Genomic DNA, 17632 nt, shown 5'->3' with positions numbered 1-17632 from the left:
AAACTTCACTCAATTCAGAATTGGCCCTCCCGTGAAAGCGGGAGGGGCCGGGGTGAGGCTTTTTTTACCATGCAGAAAACAACAGTACATACGGTTAGCATTGCGACGATGATTGTAGCATTGTGTTGCTGCATTGTATTGCAATCCTGTGCGCAAGAAAGTCTCAAAAACGCACCGGCATTGAGTTTGCCTATCACCAACAAAAAACTTGTCATTGCTCATTGTATGACAAATATTATCCGGTACAAGGGACACAAATTTGAAGACAGCTGCGATCCTGATTATTATTCGCCCAAAGGAAATGTCTCCGCGCCTATTGGTGGCCTTACCCAGGTTGTGCCGATGAATGATCGCCTTCTGAAAGATGCATCGCTGGATGAGGCTGTTGAATTTGAAATGCGCACCGCCATTAAATCCGGCATTGATGGCTTTCAATTTTACTACACCTTATACAACGATTCCTGGGACGACATCATCAAAGCATATTTTCGCGTAGCAGACGCGAAGAACATTGATTTCAAACTAACCCTGTGCATTTCACATCCTTCCGGATCTACAGAAGATAAAAAGATTCAGGAGTTTGCAAAACGCATCAATGGCATTATGACTGCTGTTGGAAAAAATAACAGCCACTGGCTGCGGACTCCCGATGGCCGCCTTGTCGTGTATTTATGGTATGGAGAACAGATTGCCGATATTCCGGTCAACCTCAAAGGAAAGCCTGAACAATATTATATGGCAAATGCTTTCAAAAAATTAGGAGATGCTGTAAATGAAAAACTTGCATGCATTTATTGCATCAATGAAAATATTACCAAACAAAAACTAAACCGTGTGCTTGATTATTTTCCGGCCGTTTGGATATGGACACTTCCATATAAAGAGCAGGGATATATTGGAAATCTTGTAGCAGATGAATGTAAAAAAAGAAACAGAAATTTTGAAGGGTCAACCTTTAATGATTTTTATACGTCAAAGCTTTTAAAACGTGGCACATGGGATATGTTTCACGATGTGCAGGACGCAGTTAATGCTGGCATGGAGAATGTAGAACGTAAATATGTTGCGACCGGATTGTCTTACAACTTCAGAAACTTATTTGAATTCGGTATAAAAAGAGATGCTTCAGTTATGAATATCATTACCTGGAACGATTATCCTGAAGGGCATCATATAGCACCTGAGATTAATCATAATGATGGTTTCGCCATTCTCTTAAATTACTATAAAGGAGTTTGGAAACAACAACCTTTTTACAAAGATGAAGATGTGATTGTGACGTTTTTCAAAAAATATAAACACAACATAACCCCAAAGCCATTTGATATTCCTGTCGTTTCTTTCGAAGAAAATGGTGTGTCACTGGCTTTCGAAGATGCGATAGAAGTGGTGACCATCCTGAAAGAGAAAGCTTCGTTAAATGTAAATGGTAAAATAGTTGATGTTCCTGCGGGTTTTGCCGCAACAAGGTTTCCGCAGACAGCTGGCCCCGTAATGGCATCGATCATAAGAAATGGAGTAGTGGTAAAAAAGTTTACAACGCCGGAATGGATAACAGACAAGCCGTACAGGTCGGATAGAATAACATACAGTTACAGCAGTGAATTTGGCAATTATTATAAAAGCATTTTCGGCGATCTGCCACCAATTTATTCGATGGAATATAATGCGGATTCCACTCGATTAAATACTGGAAGGAATTGAACATAGAAAATGTAGAGACGCATTGAATGCGTCTCCGAAAATAATGTATGCCACAGAGAACACAGAGACACAGAAAAAAGATGACTAATAGATATTAAGAGTGAGGAATAAAAAAAGGGACGCTAAAGGACACTTTCAAATTCTTTCCCTGAACATGATTTTCGAGGCGAGCCTTCCTGAATTTCTCTGTGTTTCAGTGTCCTCTGTGGCAACAAAAAGAATGATTGAAAAAAATAAAACAGCTATGCGACTAATGAAGACTTGTGTTTTCTTTGTGTGTATGATTTCTGTTCAGAGATCAACAGCGCAGGAAGCAAACACACTAAATGCCGGGATGAACAGAGTAAGGTTGGAATTCGTACTAGATAAATCCGGAACGCCCAATTACGCAGTATATTTTGACCAAAAGCAAATAGTAAAACCATCGTCGCTTGGTTTTGCATTAGGCGATGATAGTACATTTTACAAAGATTTTGAATTACTGAGTAGCGAAAAGAAAAAGGTAGACGAAACGTGGAAACCGGTGTGGGGCGAAGTTAGCCAGATAAGAAACAATTACGAAGAACTTGCCGTTCATTTAAAGCACAAAGGAGCAACAGACAGATATCTCGATATCATTTTCAGAGTATTTGCAGACGGTGTAGGGTTTCGTTATGTTTTTCCAAAACAAACGGACCTTAAATATTTTGTGGTTACAAATGAATTCACTCATTTCAATTTAACAGGCGATCATAAAGCGTTCTGGATACCTGGTGATTATGATACAAACGAATATCCATACACTATTTCAAAACTCAGCGAAGTAGATGCTTGGAAACTCGCCACAACAGCCGCAGATATAGCGGTGCGTGTAGCGCCAGATCAATATGCGGTGCAAACGCCTTTGATGATGAAAACAAATGACGGCTTGTACATCAATATACATGAAGCCGCATTGTCAGGTTATCCTGCCATGCAACTGCGTGTTGACAGAAGTACAAGTAGTCTGTCATCCAATCTTGTTCCTGATGCAGTGGGCAGCAAGGCGTTTTTACATGCGCCATTCAAAACACCATGGCGCACAATTATTGTTAGCAATAAAGCCGCAGATATTTTAGCTTCAAAACTTATTCTCAACCTCAATGATCCTTCTGTAATTCAGGATCCGTCGTGGATAAAGCCGATGAAGTTTGTAGGCGTGTGGTGGGAAATGCAGATTGGCAAAAGCACCTGGCGATATTCTGAATATGCAGACAGCACTGATGCAAATGGTAAACCCATTCCTAATGGAAGACACGGCGCCAATACCGAAAACGTAAAACGCTACATTGACTTCGCAGCAAAGAATGGTATCGGTGGTGTATTGGTCGAGGGCTGGAACACAGGCTGGGAGGATTGGTTTGGCAACTGGAAAGAAGATGTTTTTGATTTCGTTACACCATATCCTGATTTCAATTTGAAAGAAATTACTGCCTATGCCGCATCGAAGAATGTAAAGATGATCATGCACAACGAAACATCTGGTTCAGCAACGAATTACGAAAGGCTGATGGATACAGCGTTTCGCTTCATGAATAAATTTGGCTATACTTCTGTAAAGACTGGCTATGTAGGAAAAATAATTCCTCGTGGCGAACATCATGACGGACAATGGATGGTGAATCATTACGAACGTGTTGCGAAAAAAGGAGTGGAGTACAAAGTAATGGTCGACATGCACGAGCCGCCAAGACCAACGGGCATGCAACGCACTTATCCAAACTGGCTCGCCTGCGAAGCCGGTCGTGGCAATGAATATAACGCTTTCAGCAAAGGAAATGCACCCGAACATGAAACCATCATGCCATTCACTCGATTGATGGGTGGCCCGATGGATTACACACCAGGTATTTTTAAATTAAAAAATTATTCCCCCGAAGACCCCACAAGACAAGTGCATACAACGCTTGTAAAACAAATGGCACTATACATTACAATGTACAGCCCGGTGCAAATGGTATCTGATCTTTTGGAAAACTATGAAGCAAAGCCAGATGCGTTCCAGTTTATAAAAGACGTGCCTGTAGATTGGGATGACAGCAAAATACTGGAAGCAGAACCCGGAGACTACATCACCATTGCCCGTAAAGAAAAAGGAAAAGACAATTGGTTCATCGGCTCGATCACTGATGAAAACGCAAGGAGTACGATTGTTTCGCTGGATTTTCTTGATAAAGGAAAAAAATACACTGCCATTATTTATGCCGATGGAGATAAAGCAGATTGGAAAGACAACCCCGAATCATATAAGATACAAAAGCTGAAAGTAGATGCGACAACTAAACTCAACCTTAAGATGGCTCCGGGAGGAGGCGCCGCAATTAGTATTATGCCAGGTAACTGATAGTTGATTCGTACAAGATGTTAAAGCTGTTAACACTCTTAAAACGCCATTGATGTAAGATTTCCATCTTTTATCAGTGGTTTTTTTTAGGTAGAAGGATTCAATCCGGTTGCGCCATGATCTAATATGAGCTACAAATGATGGGTTATTTCACTTTTTGACTATATTTTTCAAGAAAATAATCCATCTGATTTTCGTTGGGCTTCATATGATTTTCGTCATAAAACCCTTTCTGGTTGTGGATTGTACGAATTGTAATTCCGTTTTGGCATCATGAACAGGAGAAAAACTTGGTTTAGAAACTCCTCCGCCGTGAGCTACTTTTACATTGTGAACGGAACGAAAGAGGTTGAAGAGAAAGAAAAGAGAAGAACCGGGCACAAGTAGCAGAGAAAAAGCAAAGGACCTGCTACACTTCCAAAGAGATTTTTACGAATTTTTCATATGGCAAGCAATCGTTAGAGGTCAGCTGTTTCTACAGTGGACCCTTTTTTTTACACAGAAGTTTTTTAGTTTTTAGCATAATGAAGCCGGTTTCTTTTGGGGCCGGTTTTTTGTTTTGCACCGTAAAGGCGGAAGTTGCTGGTCTGTATGATGTACGGAGTACGGTGTAAGAAAGTCATCCAGATGTTCCTCCTCAACGAATTTCGTACATCGCACATCGTACTTCGTACATTCTTCCTGTACTCCGTACATTGCTCAACATTCTTACCTTTGAAAGATTTAAAATTATCAGGTGTCAAGATTACCATACGCATTATTAGCATCTCTCGAAGGTTTGCCAGGTTACGATGAACAAGCATTTACACAAGTGCATGCATCAGGCCATCAGATCACCTCGGCAAGAATAAACCCCGCAAAAACATTCGATGTTCAGGCACATACTTTTGAAGTTGATTCAAAAATCCCTTGGACATCAAACGGATACTATTTAAAACAAAGACCTTCATTCACACTTGATCCGCTATTGCATGCTGGCGCTTATTATGTACAGGAAGCATCCAGTATGTTCTTGGAGCAAGCATTACGACAAACCGCAGATTTGTCGCAACCGTTAAAGGTATTGGATCTTTGCGCTGCACCGGGCGGTAAATCAACGTTGATACAATCTGTTATTTCAAAAGACAGTTTGCTTGTTAGCAATGAAGTGATAAAAACAAGAGCGAATATTCTTGCAGAAAATATCACCAAATGGGGCGCGGAAAATGTAGTCGTCACCAATAACGATCCAAAAGATTTTACTAAGCTGGAAAGTTATTTTGACATTATCGTAATCGACGCACCTTGTAGCGGCAGCGGTTTGTTTCGCCGCAATCCTGATGCGATAAACGAATGGAGCGAAGCCAATGTGCAGCTCTGCAGCCAGCGCCAGCAAAGGATCATAGCAGATGTTTTGCCCGCGCTTAAGCAGGGCGGCATTTTAATTTATTCTACCTGTTCCTATTCAAAAGATGAAGATGAAGTGATAGCAGACTGGCTGATCGATGAGTTCAATATGAAAAGCTTGCGTTTATCCACTGACTCCGAATGGCATATTGTTGAAGCGTTAAGTGATAAACACAATGCATACGGATACAGATTTTATCCTGATAAAGTAAAAGGTGAAGGCTTTTTTATAGCCTGCATGGAGAAACAGGAAAGTGAAGGTGGAGAGGTGGTTTTTCCAAAAAAATCGAAGCTGGAAAAGTTATCGAAAAATGAAATAGCAATTGCTGAAAAATGGATCAGGGAAGATGCAGCGATTTCTATTTTAAAATGGAAAGAATTGGCATTGGCGCTTCCTGAGCGATTTGTACAGGATATTGACCTGTTGCAGCAATCATTATATATTAAGCAGGCAGGTGTTGCACTGGGGCAAATAACTGCGAAAGAGTTGATACCTGAACACGCACTAGCTGTTAGTAATTTATTAAGTAATAATATTCCCGCGGTTGACATAACGTTGGATGAAGCATTGCAATATCTGCGGAAGTCGGATCTCAGGCTGGATGCCGGCAGCAAAGGCTGGGCACTGTTGCAGTACAAGAAACGAAATCTCGGCTGGGTAAAGTTATTACCTAATCGATTGAATAATTATTACCCGAAAGAATGGAGAATTTTGAAGTGAGCATAAAATTGGTGCTTAATTTGTACGATGTTCACAAAGATTAATCATATTTGCACGGTTTAAACAACAATAACATGAGGTTTTTTCTGAACGTATTCCTTTTGATTCTAATATCCCAAGCCTCTTTTGCCCAATCCGGCGATTTGATGGTAGAAGGCGCCTCTCCTAATTTATATGTCGAGCACACGGTGGTGGCGAAAGAAAACTGGTACAGCATCGGCAGGTTGTATAACATCAGTCCGAAAGAAATTGCACCATTCAATAGTACTTCAATGGATAAGCCGTTAAGCATTGGTGAAAAAGTAAGAATACCGCTAAATGCATCTAACTTTTCGCAAAATGGACAAAAGGCAGCAGATGAAGTATTTGTGCCTGTTTATCACATCGTAGCAGAAAAAGAATGGATGTATCGCATCAGCACCAACTACAATAAAGTGCCAACCGCATATATCGAAAAATGGAACGGCATCACAAATGATCAACTAAAAGCCGGAATGAAACTGGTGGTTGGATACTTAAAGGTGAAGCCTAGTCAAAGTATATTGGCTGCTAAAGGATCTGCAACCATAAAAACAGAGACCGCTACAGTTGTTGAAACAAAATCCACAACTACTCCAGGTTCAACCGGTGAGGCAGCTGCAGCAACTACTGCAACCCAACAAACAACTGTAAAAACTGAAGATAAAAAAACTGAAACTGTTGCTGAGAAAACAGCTCCTGCAACAGTTTCAGAAAATAAACCGGTAACAGCTGCGACTACCACAACGCCTGCCAATGTTGATTTTAAAGGCGGTTACTTTAAGTCTCAATTTGATAATGGAAGCAAAAGTTCTTCTGGCTCCGCTGCAATATTCCGCAGCACCAGCGGCTGGAGCGATGGTAAATACTACGCATTAATGAACAATGTGCCTGTGGGTACCATTGTTAAAGTAAGCAATACATCCAACAACAAAATTGTATACGCGAAAGTGCTTGGCAATCTTGCTGACATAAAAGAAAACAGTGGCCTCGCGATCCGCATCAGCAACGCCGCTGCTGCAGAGCTTGGTGCCGGCGAAAATAAATTCAGCGCTTCGATTGCGTACTAATAATTGAATCACTGAATAATTGAATAATTGAAAGGTTGAAGCGATTCAACCTTTTTTTATTGGGTTGCAATATCATTATGCTAGAGTTTCTTTACCACTAAGGCACTAAGGGCACTGAGCTACACTAAGAGAACCCGATTATCTGGAATTCCTTAGTGAAACTTCGTGCCCTTAGTGTCAAAGTGGTAATATCAGGGATGTGTGGCATCTCTTGTCTTCTTTTCAATAATTCAATTATTACCCTTACTTTGCTTAACTGTTTTTTACTGCTATGAGGTGCTTGTCTGTCATATTATTACTGCAAATACTGGTTTGCTGTGACTTGCTGTCGCAGGGAACACAGTACCGTTTTTCCCGTATTGATATTCGCAATGGATTGTCTAACAACCAGATCAATAGCATATTGCGTGATGATAAAGGCTTTATGTGGTTTGGCACCTCTTCCGGATTGAACAGGTACGATGGCTATAAATTCAAAGTATTCAAACACATAATTGGTGATTCAACTTCGATTGAAAATGATATCATTTCTAAAATTTGGGAAGGGCCGGATAATAAACTTTGGGTACAGGCAAGGGATCACATCAATTTTTACGACAGGGAAACTGAAAGCTTTAGTAGAGATGAGAAAATGTATTTTGCTAAAATAGGTATTCCTGATTCTGCGATAGATGATATCAAGAAAGATACAAAGGGTTATTACTGGTTTGTTCATACAACAGCAGGACTTTTCCGGTACGATACCAAAACGGGTAAAAGCAATCACTTCTTACATTTTAACAACGACGAAACAACAATATGCGATAACAATGTAACAGCTTTTGCGCAGAACTCCCAGGGAGATTTCTGGGTCATCCACGGCAATGGAATAATGGAGAAAATGGATGGCAAAACAAATAAAGTTGTTTATCGCAACGCATTACTGAGGTCATATTTTTCAGGCAACAGCGACTTTCAAATTTTTATAGACGCCCAGGATGAGCTCTGGTGCTATGTTACAACCGTTTCAAATGGTGTGTTTCATTTCAATCCTTCACAAAATAAGCTCACGCACATCAGCAAAGAATCATCGCCGCAATTAAACAATAACATTGTTAACGGCGTGACGCAGGATGGCGATGGATTGATATGGATTTGTACAGATCATGGCGGTGTTAATATTTACGATAAGAAAAATAATAGCATTCGTTATTTGCTCAACAACGAAGATGATGACAAAACAATCTCTCAAAATGCGATCACTACTGTATATCGCGACAACAGCGGAATTGTTTGGGCCGGTACATATAAGCAGGGCGTAAGTTATTACAGAGAAAATATAATAAAGTTTCCTTTATATCGTCATCAACCGTCAAATCCTGCCAGCCTGACTTATGATGATGTTAATCGTTTTGTAGAAGATGCGAAAGGTAACATTTGGATTGGCACAAATGGTGGAGGACTGATCTATTTCAACAGGCAAACCAATCAGTTTGCACGATATACACACATCAATTCCAACACAAACTCCATCGGCAACGATGTGATCGTTAGTCTTTGGATAGATCACGAGCAAAAGCTCTGGATAGGTTCTTACTATGGCGGATTAGATTGCTATGACGGGAAAAATTTCATTCACTATAAACACAACGAAGCTAATCCTGCAAGCATTTCAGACGATCGTATCTGGGAAATTTTTGAAGATAGCAAGCAGAGACTTTGGATTGGAACATTAGGCAACGGCATCGATTTATTTGACAGAAATACAAAAACATTTTCCCATCATCGCAAAGCAGATGGCTCTCTTCAAACCAATTATATAGCGGCGATCACGGAAGATAGGACCGGAAATATTTGGTTCGGCACAGATGCAGGTATTGACGTGCTGGATAACAAAACATCAAAGTTTATTCATCTCTCACACAATGACAATGGCACAAGCCTTAGCAACAATTTTGTGATGACCATCCTGCAAGACAGTCGCGGCATGATATGGGCTGGAACCAGTGAAGGAATAACAATCTATAATACTGACCACAAAGTCGTGAAGATATTAAGAGTGAGCGATGGTCTGGCGGACAACAATATTCTGAATATTCTTGAAGACAACAATCATAACGTATGGATAAGCACAAGGAATGGCATTAGTAAAATATCCATTTCAGGAAACAGTGCTAAAGAGTATGTTTATCGTTTCCAAAACTTCGATGAGCAGGATGGTTTGCAAGGCAGGGAGTTCAATGAAAATGCTGCGCTAAAAACAAGAATAGGAGAGTTGATGTTTGGCGGTGCAAATGGGTTTAATCTATTCGACCCTTCAAACATACAAACTAACAAATCCGTTCCGGCAATTGCATTTACAGATTTTTTATTGTTCAATAAAACAATTGGCGTTGGTGAAAAAGTAGGTAAGCATGTTGTGCTGGATAAGTCCATAAGTGAAACAAATCAAATCGTATTAAAGAACAATGAAAATGTTTTTTCTGTTGAGTTTGCTGCATTGAGTTATTCTAATACCGAGAAGAGCCAGTACATGTACATGCTCGAAGGATTCGATAAAGAATGGACGTTGACGGATGGTAAAAACAGGAAAGCAACCTATACCAACCTTAGCCCGGGCACCTATACGTTAAAAGTGAAAGCATCCAATGATGATGGCATTTGGAACGAGAAGGGCATTACTATGACAATAAAAGTATTGCCGCCGTTCTGGAAAACGCCGCTTGCATATCTGTTGTATTTGTTGATAATTGCAGGCGCATTATATTTTGCACGATATAGAATACTACAAAGAGCAAGAACAAAATTTGCGTTGGAGCAGGAGCGCCACCAGGCACAGCGATTGCATGAGTTGGATATGCTGAAAATTAAATTTCTTACCAACGTGAGCCACGAATTCAGAACGCCGTTGTCATTGATCTTAACGCCTCTCGAACGGATGTTGAAGTTTGGTAATGACGATGAAAAGAAACAGCTGCAACTTATCTATCGCAATGCAAGAAGGTTGATGAATCTTGTAAACCAGCTCCTCGATTTTCGTAAAATGGAAGTAAAGGAACTGAAGCTACAAACAAGGCAGGGCGATATCATTCAATTCACAAAAGACATCGCGCAATCATTCACTGACCTTGCGGATAAAAAGAATATTAAGTTTTCTGTTGCAGCCAACATTGAACATTTTATTACTTTTTTTGACCACGATAAAATAGAACGTATTCTTTTCAACCTGCTCTCAAATGCTTTCAAGTTTACACCAGAGAATAAAACAGTGAGTGTAAGTGTGGTTTTAAAGACGATACATGCAGACAATGCGACACACCTTTTGACGGTGAAAGTAACTGATACAGGTATTGGCATGGAGCATGACAAGCAGGAGAAAATATTTGACAGATTTTTCCAGAATGAAATACCAGGCACTTTAATAAACCAGGGAAGCGGGATAGGACTTGCCATCACAAAAGAATTTGTAAAACTGCACAATGGCAGCATTTCTGTGCACAGCGTTTTAGGCGAGGGAAGCACATTTGAAGTGGCATTGCCATTGAAGGAAGCGGTTCACGTACCCATTAATATAGAGGAAAATATAATCGATGAAGTGGTTGCGGTAAATGGAAACAACAAACACATTGAAACAGAGCAACAGATTATTCCGGCAGAAATAGAAAATGGGGAAGGAGTAAAAGAACATTCATTCTCGAAGAAGCCAATAGTGTTATTGGTAGAGGACAATGATGACTTCCGTTTTTATTTGAAGGACAACCTTCGCGAACAATTTAATATACTTGAAGCGGAGAATGGAAAAGTGGGCTGGCAAAAAGCATTGGCGTCGCATCCCGAACTTGTAGTGAGCGACATCTCCATGCCGGTAATGGACGGAATAGAGCTATGTAAAAAACTTAAAGCCGATAAAAGAACGGCACATATTCCGGTAATATTATTAACTGCACTTATGGGAGAAGACCAGCAGTTGCGTGGGTTGGAAACCGGCGCCAATGATTACATGACCAAGCCTTTTAATTTTGAAATTCTTCAGTCGCGTATAAAGAATCTGTTGTCGCTGCAAACAAAAATGCGGAAAACTTACCAAAAGCAAATGGAGGTAAAACCCACCGATGTTGAGATAAGTTCTCCGGATGAAAAGTTTTTAGCACAGGCACTGGAAGTTGTAGAAAAAAATATTTCTAACCCGGACTTCTCCGTGGAAGATCTTAGCAAGGCAATGTTCATGAGCCGCGTTGCACTTTATAAAAAATTGCTCTCACTAAGTGGAAAAAGCCCGATTGATTTCATTCGTGATATCAGATTAAAACGGGCCGCCCAACTTCTAGAAAAATCCAAAATGACCGTTTCGGAAATTGCTTACGAAGTTGGTTTTAACGATCCTAAATATTTTGCGAAATACTTCAAGAAAGAGTTTGGTGTTACTCCCTCTGCGTATGCAAAAACAAATACTTCACAGGCTGAATAATCAGGGTTTAATGCCTGAATTGTAAACCAGTTATTTGTCGTGACAATATCCCCAAAAACAATTTTTACTTTTTAGGTTTTGCCGTTGTTGATTTAGGCTTACTAGTGGTCGTGGTTTTCGTTGTGGTTGTTTTTGTCGCTGTGGTTGATTTTGCTGTTGTAGTTGTCGCTGGCGTTGTAGTTGTTGCCGTTTGAGTTTTTTCTTTGTATAATCCGTCCTGTTTGGCTTTTGCGATTACAGCGGCTGCACGATCTTTTGAGTCGGGATGCGAAGACATCATCTTTGTCAGTTTTGAATTGTCTGCACCTGTCTCCATGCTTGCCAGTTTTTCAAAAGCCGATGCCAGGCCCATGACGTTATATTTATTTTTCTTCATGAAATTGTAAGAAAAATCATCAGCCTCGCTTTCTTGTTTTCTGCTGTGTTTAGCTTCCAGCAGGGCATTTGCAAGAGCGCCTATCTGGCTGTCGGTTAGAGTAGCAACTGTGGTGGATGTTGAACCTACTGCGTTTTGGGCCGCAGAGCGTGTGTATGCTGCTTTTATTGCGTCACGTGTATCGTGATTTACTACGTGACCTATTTCATGCCCCACAACGCCAATCAACTCGTCATCCGTCATCATATCCATTAGTCCGGAAAATACACGCACGCTACCATCAGCACAAGCAAATGCGTTTATGTCCTTGGTCTTGTACACTTTGTAGTTCATCGTGACACCCTCAACCTTCGGTAGTTTAGAGATCAGGCTATTTAAACGTAACGTATAAGGATCATTTGCGGCGGCTACAGTATTGGCCGAATCCAGTTTGGCAACACCCTGTTTGGCAAGAGCTCTTGCATCGGCATCGCTGAAGGTCAATGCCGTCATGCCGTCACTAAGAGCAGAGGAAGCCTTGTCATTTAATTTGATTTGAGCAAAAGAGGCACTTGTTAATCCAGCAAATAAAGCTACAAGAGCTAATTTTTTGTTTAGCATAGAAGTTATTTAAGCACCGAAGATATTTGGCTGGCAATTGGTGAACAAGAAAATAATGCAAATACTCCAAAGAAAAGTCCCTCCGATAAAATTTGCCGGCCTAATTGAATGATTGAGTAACTGAATAACTGAATAACTGAATAACTGAATAATTGAATAAACGAGTTTTCTTAGGATTATGGATAAAAAAGATAGCTAGCTTTTCTCATGTGTAACGAAGCTAAGGCAAGCTCAGCCTGGCAGCTTGCCCAGCATGCCTGGCTGAGTTTTTCAGAGCCTTTGCCATTGGGTGATCTTCATGGTTATTGAACTTCAATCCTTAAATTTTCAGCGACTCAGTTATTCAGTTACTCAGTTATTCAGTTACTCAGTTATTCAGTTATTGTGCCTTTTCCAGTTGAATCGCTTTCGGAAACAGTATATTATTCTCAAGGTGGATATGCTGATACAGGTCCCCCACAAATTCTTCTAATTTTTTGAAGTACAGGTTATGACTGTTGCAGGCATTGGCAGGAATAGTGAAATTGTCAGTCAGTTCTTTTATCTTTCTCACCAGCTCGCCTGCCGCATTGTGATCATCTTCCATTACCGAGATTGGTTGTTGAACTGTACTGAAACTTCCGCATGAGTTGCTTTCACCACTAGTGCGTTGTTCAAGTTGTTTTACAAATGGAAACAGGATCATTTCTTCTTTTCTCATATGCGTATGTAGTTCTTCTAGCAGCTCCATTACATAATTTCTCAGCAATGGCAGGTAAGTAAAACGGTCGCCGTGTTTATAAGCCACCCTGTTGCTCAGTTCATCCAGTATTTGGGTGCTCTCTCTTACATACTTGTGGTGAACATTCACGATGTAATCTGCAAGGAAAGAAGACGGCCAGCTATCAAAATCGTGTTGTGCAGTTCCCACATTTACCGTTTCTGATTTGCTAAGCGCTTCTTTTACCAGAGTTACATCCAGGCCTGCCACTTCAGCCGATTCTTCGACTGTTTTCTTTCCGCCACAACAAAAATCGATGCCAAGTCTTTTAAAAACTTCTGCTTTGCGGTAATCTCTGCGGGCCATTTCGCCAACTGTTTCCGGTTTTGTTTCTAATGAAGTGTAGCTCATAATATGTAGTTTAAATTTAAATAAGGATGATTTTGTCTTTTATTTGGTCAAAAAAATTTTAATCGACTTTCAGAAATGTTCCGCCGGTTTGCAGTGAAACTGCCATGTCCTTAATGGTCATACCGGAAAGCATTTTTTTTATATCATTTCTAATGGACGCATATTTATTGTGTAAAGGACAAGGCTCTGTTTCTGAACATGCTTTAAGGCCGAGGCCACATTTCGATAAAACTTCCTTGCCTTCGATCGCTTCTACTAGGGTGATTATCGGTTGCTTCAGTTGCTCGGCCGTCATATAAAAACCGCCGTTCACTCCTTTTTGCGAGCTCAATAGGTGATTGCGTGTAAGCACCTGTAATATTTTTGCAGTAAAATGTCGCGGCGCCTCAATGTTTTCGCAAATTTCCTCAATGCCCGTTCTTTCCGCTTTATCACTTTGCGAAGCGATATAAACGGCGGCCCGGATTCCGTACTCACAAGTTTTTGAAAAAAGCATTGATCGATGTTTTCACAAAGGTAAGGAGAATTAAGGATGTTTTTGTCTTTTATTGAAAAAAAAATGATCAACTGAATGGCTGAATAGCTGAAGCTGTGGATCGAAAAGTCACTCTGACAATCGAACACCTTCAGTTATTCAGTTACTCAGTTAATCAGTACTTAGGTGGTCAAATGTTAATTCCCTAAAATAACTTAATAAAAATCAATTCATTACGCAGTCGCTTTCTCCCGGTTAACATTTTTACCCCTAATCGTAAACAATCGGCTTACCAAACAGAAAAAAAATCAAGAGATATTAGAGTTGTCTTTCATAGCGAAAGAGGAACTAATAAAACTTGTGATAAAATGATTGTTTTGCCTGTTAAAAAAGTAGCATTGCTTTGCGTCCTTTCCTTTTTGGTTGCTATAAATGTGTCTGCGCAGCAACCAGTTTTAGAAAAATTACAGAACGGCATTACCATAAATTTTTCCGCACCCAATGATGAAGGTGTCAATAAACTTTCCCTGTATGTGATCAACGATAACATCATCAGGGTGGTGGCAACTCCATTGAACGGATCGGAGACTAGCAAAAGCCTGATGTTACAGGACAACCTACCCAACAACAAGAACTCGAATTGGAATGTAACAAACAATGAAAACGAAGTCGTTGTAAGGACGGCTGCTATCCAGGTCCAGATTTCCCTCAAAACGGGAAAAGTGATTTTCAAGGATATTTCCGGTAATATTTTATTACAGGAAAAAGATAACAGCCGCCACTTCAGGCGTGTGATTTATGAAGGTCAGCCGCTCTATGAAACACGGCAGGCATTCACATTAAAAGATGACGAAGCGACGTACGGCCTCGGTCAGCATCAAAGTGACGTGATGGATTACCGCGGTCAGCAGGTTTTTTTGTGGCAAAATAATACTGAAGTAGCTGTACCACTTTTAGTGTCCAGCAATAACTACGGTATTCTTTGGGATAATAATTCACTGACGACTGCGGGAGACGTTCGCCCGCTGATGCCACTTTCTGCTTTGAAATTGTATTCAAAAGAAGGTGACAACGGTTGGCTGACCGCTACGTACGGACATCACAACAGCCCTTTCAAGCAATTTGCTGTAAGAGCAGAATCTGAAATCGATTATACTTTTCTGAATGATATTAAAAAAGCACCAGAAGGGTTTTTTACACACAACAATGGAATTGTAACATGGGAAGGTGCGGTTGAATCAGGAATTACAGGTTTGCATCAGTTTCATGTAAAATCTGCGGGCTATGTAAAGATTTGGGTAAACAATCAATTGCTCCTCAATCGCTGGAGACAACCGTGGAACCCTGGAGACGTATTGATGCCTTTGCAAATGGAAAAAGGTGTTAAGTACAATATTAAAATAGAATGGCAGCCTGATGGAAACGATAGTTACCTGTCGGTAAAATGGCAAGCGCCGGTGCCGGATGCGCAGAAAAATGATTTTGCTTTTGTTTCAAATGCAGGTAAAAAGATTGATTACTATTTCATCAACGGAAAAAACCTGGATGAAGTAATAAGTGGTTACCGCTTACTTACGGGAAAAGCGATCATGTTGCCGAAATGGGCATGGGGTTTATGGCAAAGCAGGGAACGCTACAAAACACAGAAAGAATTGTTGGATGTTGTGACAGAATTCAGAAAGAGAAAAATTCCATTGGACAACATCGTGCAGGACTGGAGCTATTGGAAACAGGATGATTGGGGCAGCCAGCAATTTGATAGTTCTCGTTTTCCCGATGCAACGGGAATGATCAAAACATTGCATGCAGAGAATACGCATTTCATGATCTCTGTGTGGCCGAAATTTTACGAAGGCATTCCTGCATACAAACAGTTTGATGCAAACGGATGGTTGTATAAAAGAAACGTAGCAGACAGACAACGCGACTGGATCGCACAAGGCTATGTGTCTACATTCTACGATGCTTTTAATGCAGATGCACGCAAAGGATTCTGGGACTTGCTCAACAAAAATCTGTACTCAAAAGGAGTTGATGCATGGTGGATGGATGCAAGTGAGCCGGATATTTTGTCGAACGTAAGTCCTGAGAAAAGAATCGAACAAATGCAGCCAACTGCCGCAGGACCTTCAGCCGAATACCTAAATGCGTATCCTCTTGAAAATGCAAAAGGAATTTATGAAGGACAACGAGGCACTGACCCCGGTAAAAGAAGCTTCATTTTAACACGTTCCGGTTTTGCTGGATCACAACGTTATGGTGCTGTAATATGGAGCGGCGATATAGCTGCACGCTGGCACGATATGAAAGATCAGATTGCAGCAGGATTGAATTTCTCTCTGTCCGGACTTCCTTATTGGAGCATGGATATTGGTGGCTTTGCCGTTGAAAAAAGATATGAGCATGCGCAAGGCGAGGATCTTGAAGAATGGCGCGAACAAATGACACGCTGGTACCAATTTGGTGCTTTCTGTCCGCTGTTTCGTGTGCATGGTCAGTTTCCGTACCGTGAAATTTACAATGTAGCACCCGAAACACACCCAGCATACAAAAGCATGTTATACTACGATCACCTGCGGTACAGATTAATGCCTTATATATATTCTTTCGCAGGAAAAATTTATCAAGACGACTATACGCCAATGCGTGCACTGGTAATGGATTTCAACAATGATCCCAAGGTTAAAAATATTGGCGACCAGTTTATGTTTGGTCCTTCATTGCTGGTAAGTCCGGTATTGGAATACAAAGCAACAAGCCGCAGTGTTTACTTGCCACAAGGCAACGGATGGTATAATTTCTACACCGGAAAATATGACGATGGTGGCCAAACCATCAATGCTGATGCACCTTACGAACGTGTTCCACTATTTGTGAGAGAAGGTTCGATCGTTCCTGTTGGTCCTGAATTGCAATTTACTTCTGAAAAAACTGCATCTGTTATTACGCTGTATGTGTACACCGGAAAAGACGGCAAGTTCTCATTGTATGAAGATGACGGCTTGAAATACGATTACGAGAAAGGCGCTTTTGCAAACATTCCTATCACTTACAACGAAGCCGAAGGAACGCTCACCATTGGTGAAAGAAGCGGCTCATTCGATGGCATGTTGAAGAAAAGAACCTTCAATATAAAATGGATCAACAAGAAAAACGCACAGGCATTTGATGCTGATTCGAAAGGCGATGAAAGCGTGACGTACAGTGGAAAGAAAATTGTAATAAAAAGTAGAAAGTAAAAAGTAAAAAGTAGTCGCGACCACCTCGGTTTGTGTCCTCACGAATCGAAACAACGAAGCGGAGCGAGAATGGTTCGCGAGGACACGAACCATGGCAGATGAGGAGCGTGCAATCATGGCAAC

General features: G+C 40.7%; 9 protein-coding genes. 6 read left to right on the top strand and 3 right to left on the bottom strand.

Annotation, left to right across the window (positions count from 1 at the left end):
• The first annotated feature begins 69 nt into the window (after nt 1–69).
• The 5 genes from QJ048_RS18725 (at nt 70) to QJ048_RS18705 (ending at nt 11708) form a co-directional block, all read left to right on the top strand.
• Nucleotides 70–1704 (top strand): endo-1,3-alpha-glucanase family glycosylhydrolase, encoded by a 1635-nt coding sequence (locus tag QJ048_RS18725; RefSeq protein ID WP_282335942.1) that lies wholly within the window; start codon nt 70–72, stop codon nt 1702–1704.
• A 253-nt stretch (nt 1705–1957) separates the two neighbouring features.
• Nucleotides 1958–4066, top strand: coding sequence for a glycoside hydrolase family 97 protein (locus tag QJ048_RS18720; RefSeq protein WP_282335941.1), 2109 nt, complete (start codon nt 1958–1960; stop codon nt 4064–4066).
• Nucleotides 4067–4802: 736 nt separating this feature from the next.
• On the top strand, nt 4803–6173 hold the full coding sequence (locus QJ048_RS18715) for a methyltransferase RsmF C-terminal domain-like protein (protein ID WP_282335940.1): 1371 nt from the start codon (nt 4803–4805) through the stop codon (nt 6171–6173).
• A 74-nt stretch (nt 6174–6247) separates the two neighbouring features.
• On the top strand, nt 6248–7261 hold the full coding sequence (locus QJ048_RS18710; protein ID WP_282335939.1) for a LysM peptidoglycan-binding domain-containing protein: 1014 nt from the start codon (nt 6248–6250) through the stop codon (nt 7259–7261).
• A 271-nt stretch (nt 7262–7532) separates the two neighbouring features.
• Nucleotides 7533–11708 carry a hybrid sensor histidine kinase/response regulator transcription factor gene (locus QJ048_RS18705; RefSeq protein ID WP_282335938.1) on the top strand — a complete coding sequence of 1392 codons (4176 nt, stop codon included), beginning with the start codon at nt 7533–7535 and terminating at the stop codon, nt 11706–11708.
• Between the two features lie 64 nt (nt 11709–11772).
• On the opposite strand, the gene QJ048_RS18700 is transcribed toward QJ048_RS18705, so the two are convergent.
• From QJ048_RS18700 to QJ048_RS18690, 3 genes are all read right to left on the bottom strand, one after another.
• Entirely contained in the window at nt 11773–12684 is a 912-nt protein-coding gene (locus QJ048_RS18700; RefSeq protein WP_282335937.1) for a M48 family metalloprotease, read from the bottom strand.
• Between the two features lie 379 nt (nt 12685–13063).
• Nucleotides 13064–13795, bottom strand: a complete 732-nt coding sequence (gene ric / locus QJ048_RS18695; protein ID WP_282335936.1) for an iron-sulfur cluster repair di-iron protein — start codon at nt 13793–13795, stop codon at nt 13064–13066.
• 58 nt (nt 13796–13853) lie between these two features.
• Complete coding sequence (locus QJ048_RS18690; RefSeq protein WP_282335935.1) at nt 13854–14291, bottom strand: RrF2 family transcriptional regulator; 438 nt, start codon at nt 14289–14291, stop codon at nt 13854–13856.
• A gap of 347 nt (nt 14292–14638) precedes the next feature.
• Here QJ048_RS18690 and QJ048_RS18685 point away from each other — a divergent pair, with 347 nt between their 5' ends.
• On the top strand, nt 14639–17509 hold the full coding sequence (locus QJ048_RS18685) for a TIM-barrel domain-containing protein (RefSeq protein ID WP_282335934.1): 2871 nt from the start codon (nt 14639–14641) through the stop codon (nt 17507–17509).
• The last annotated feature ends 123 nt before the right edge of the window (nt 17510–17632 follow it).

Origin of the sequence: Pinibacter soli, assembly GCF_029961145.1 — a bacterium.
In the GTDB taxonomy this organism is placed as follows: domain Bacteria; phylum Bacteroidota; class Bacteroidia; order Chitinophagales; family Chitinophagaceae; genus Pinibacter; species Pinibacter soli.
This window is presented reverse-complemented; position numbering and strand designations above follow the sequence as displayed.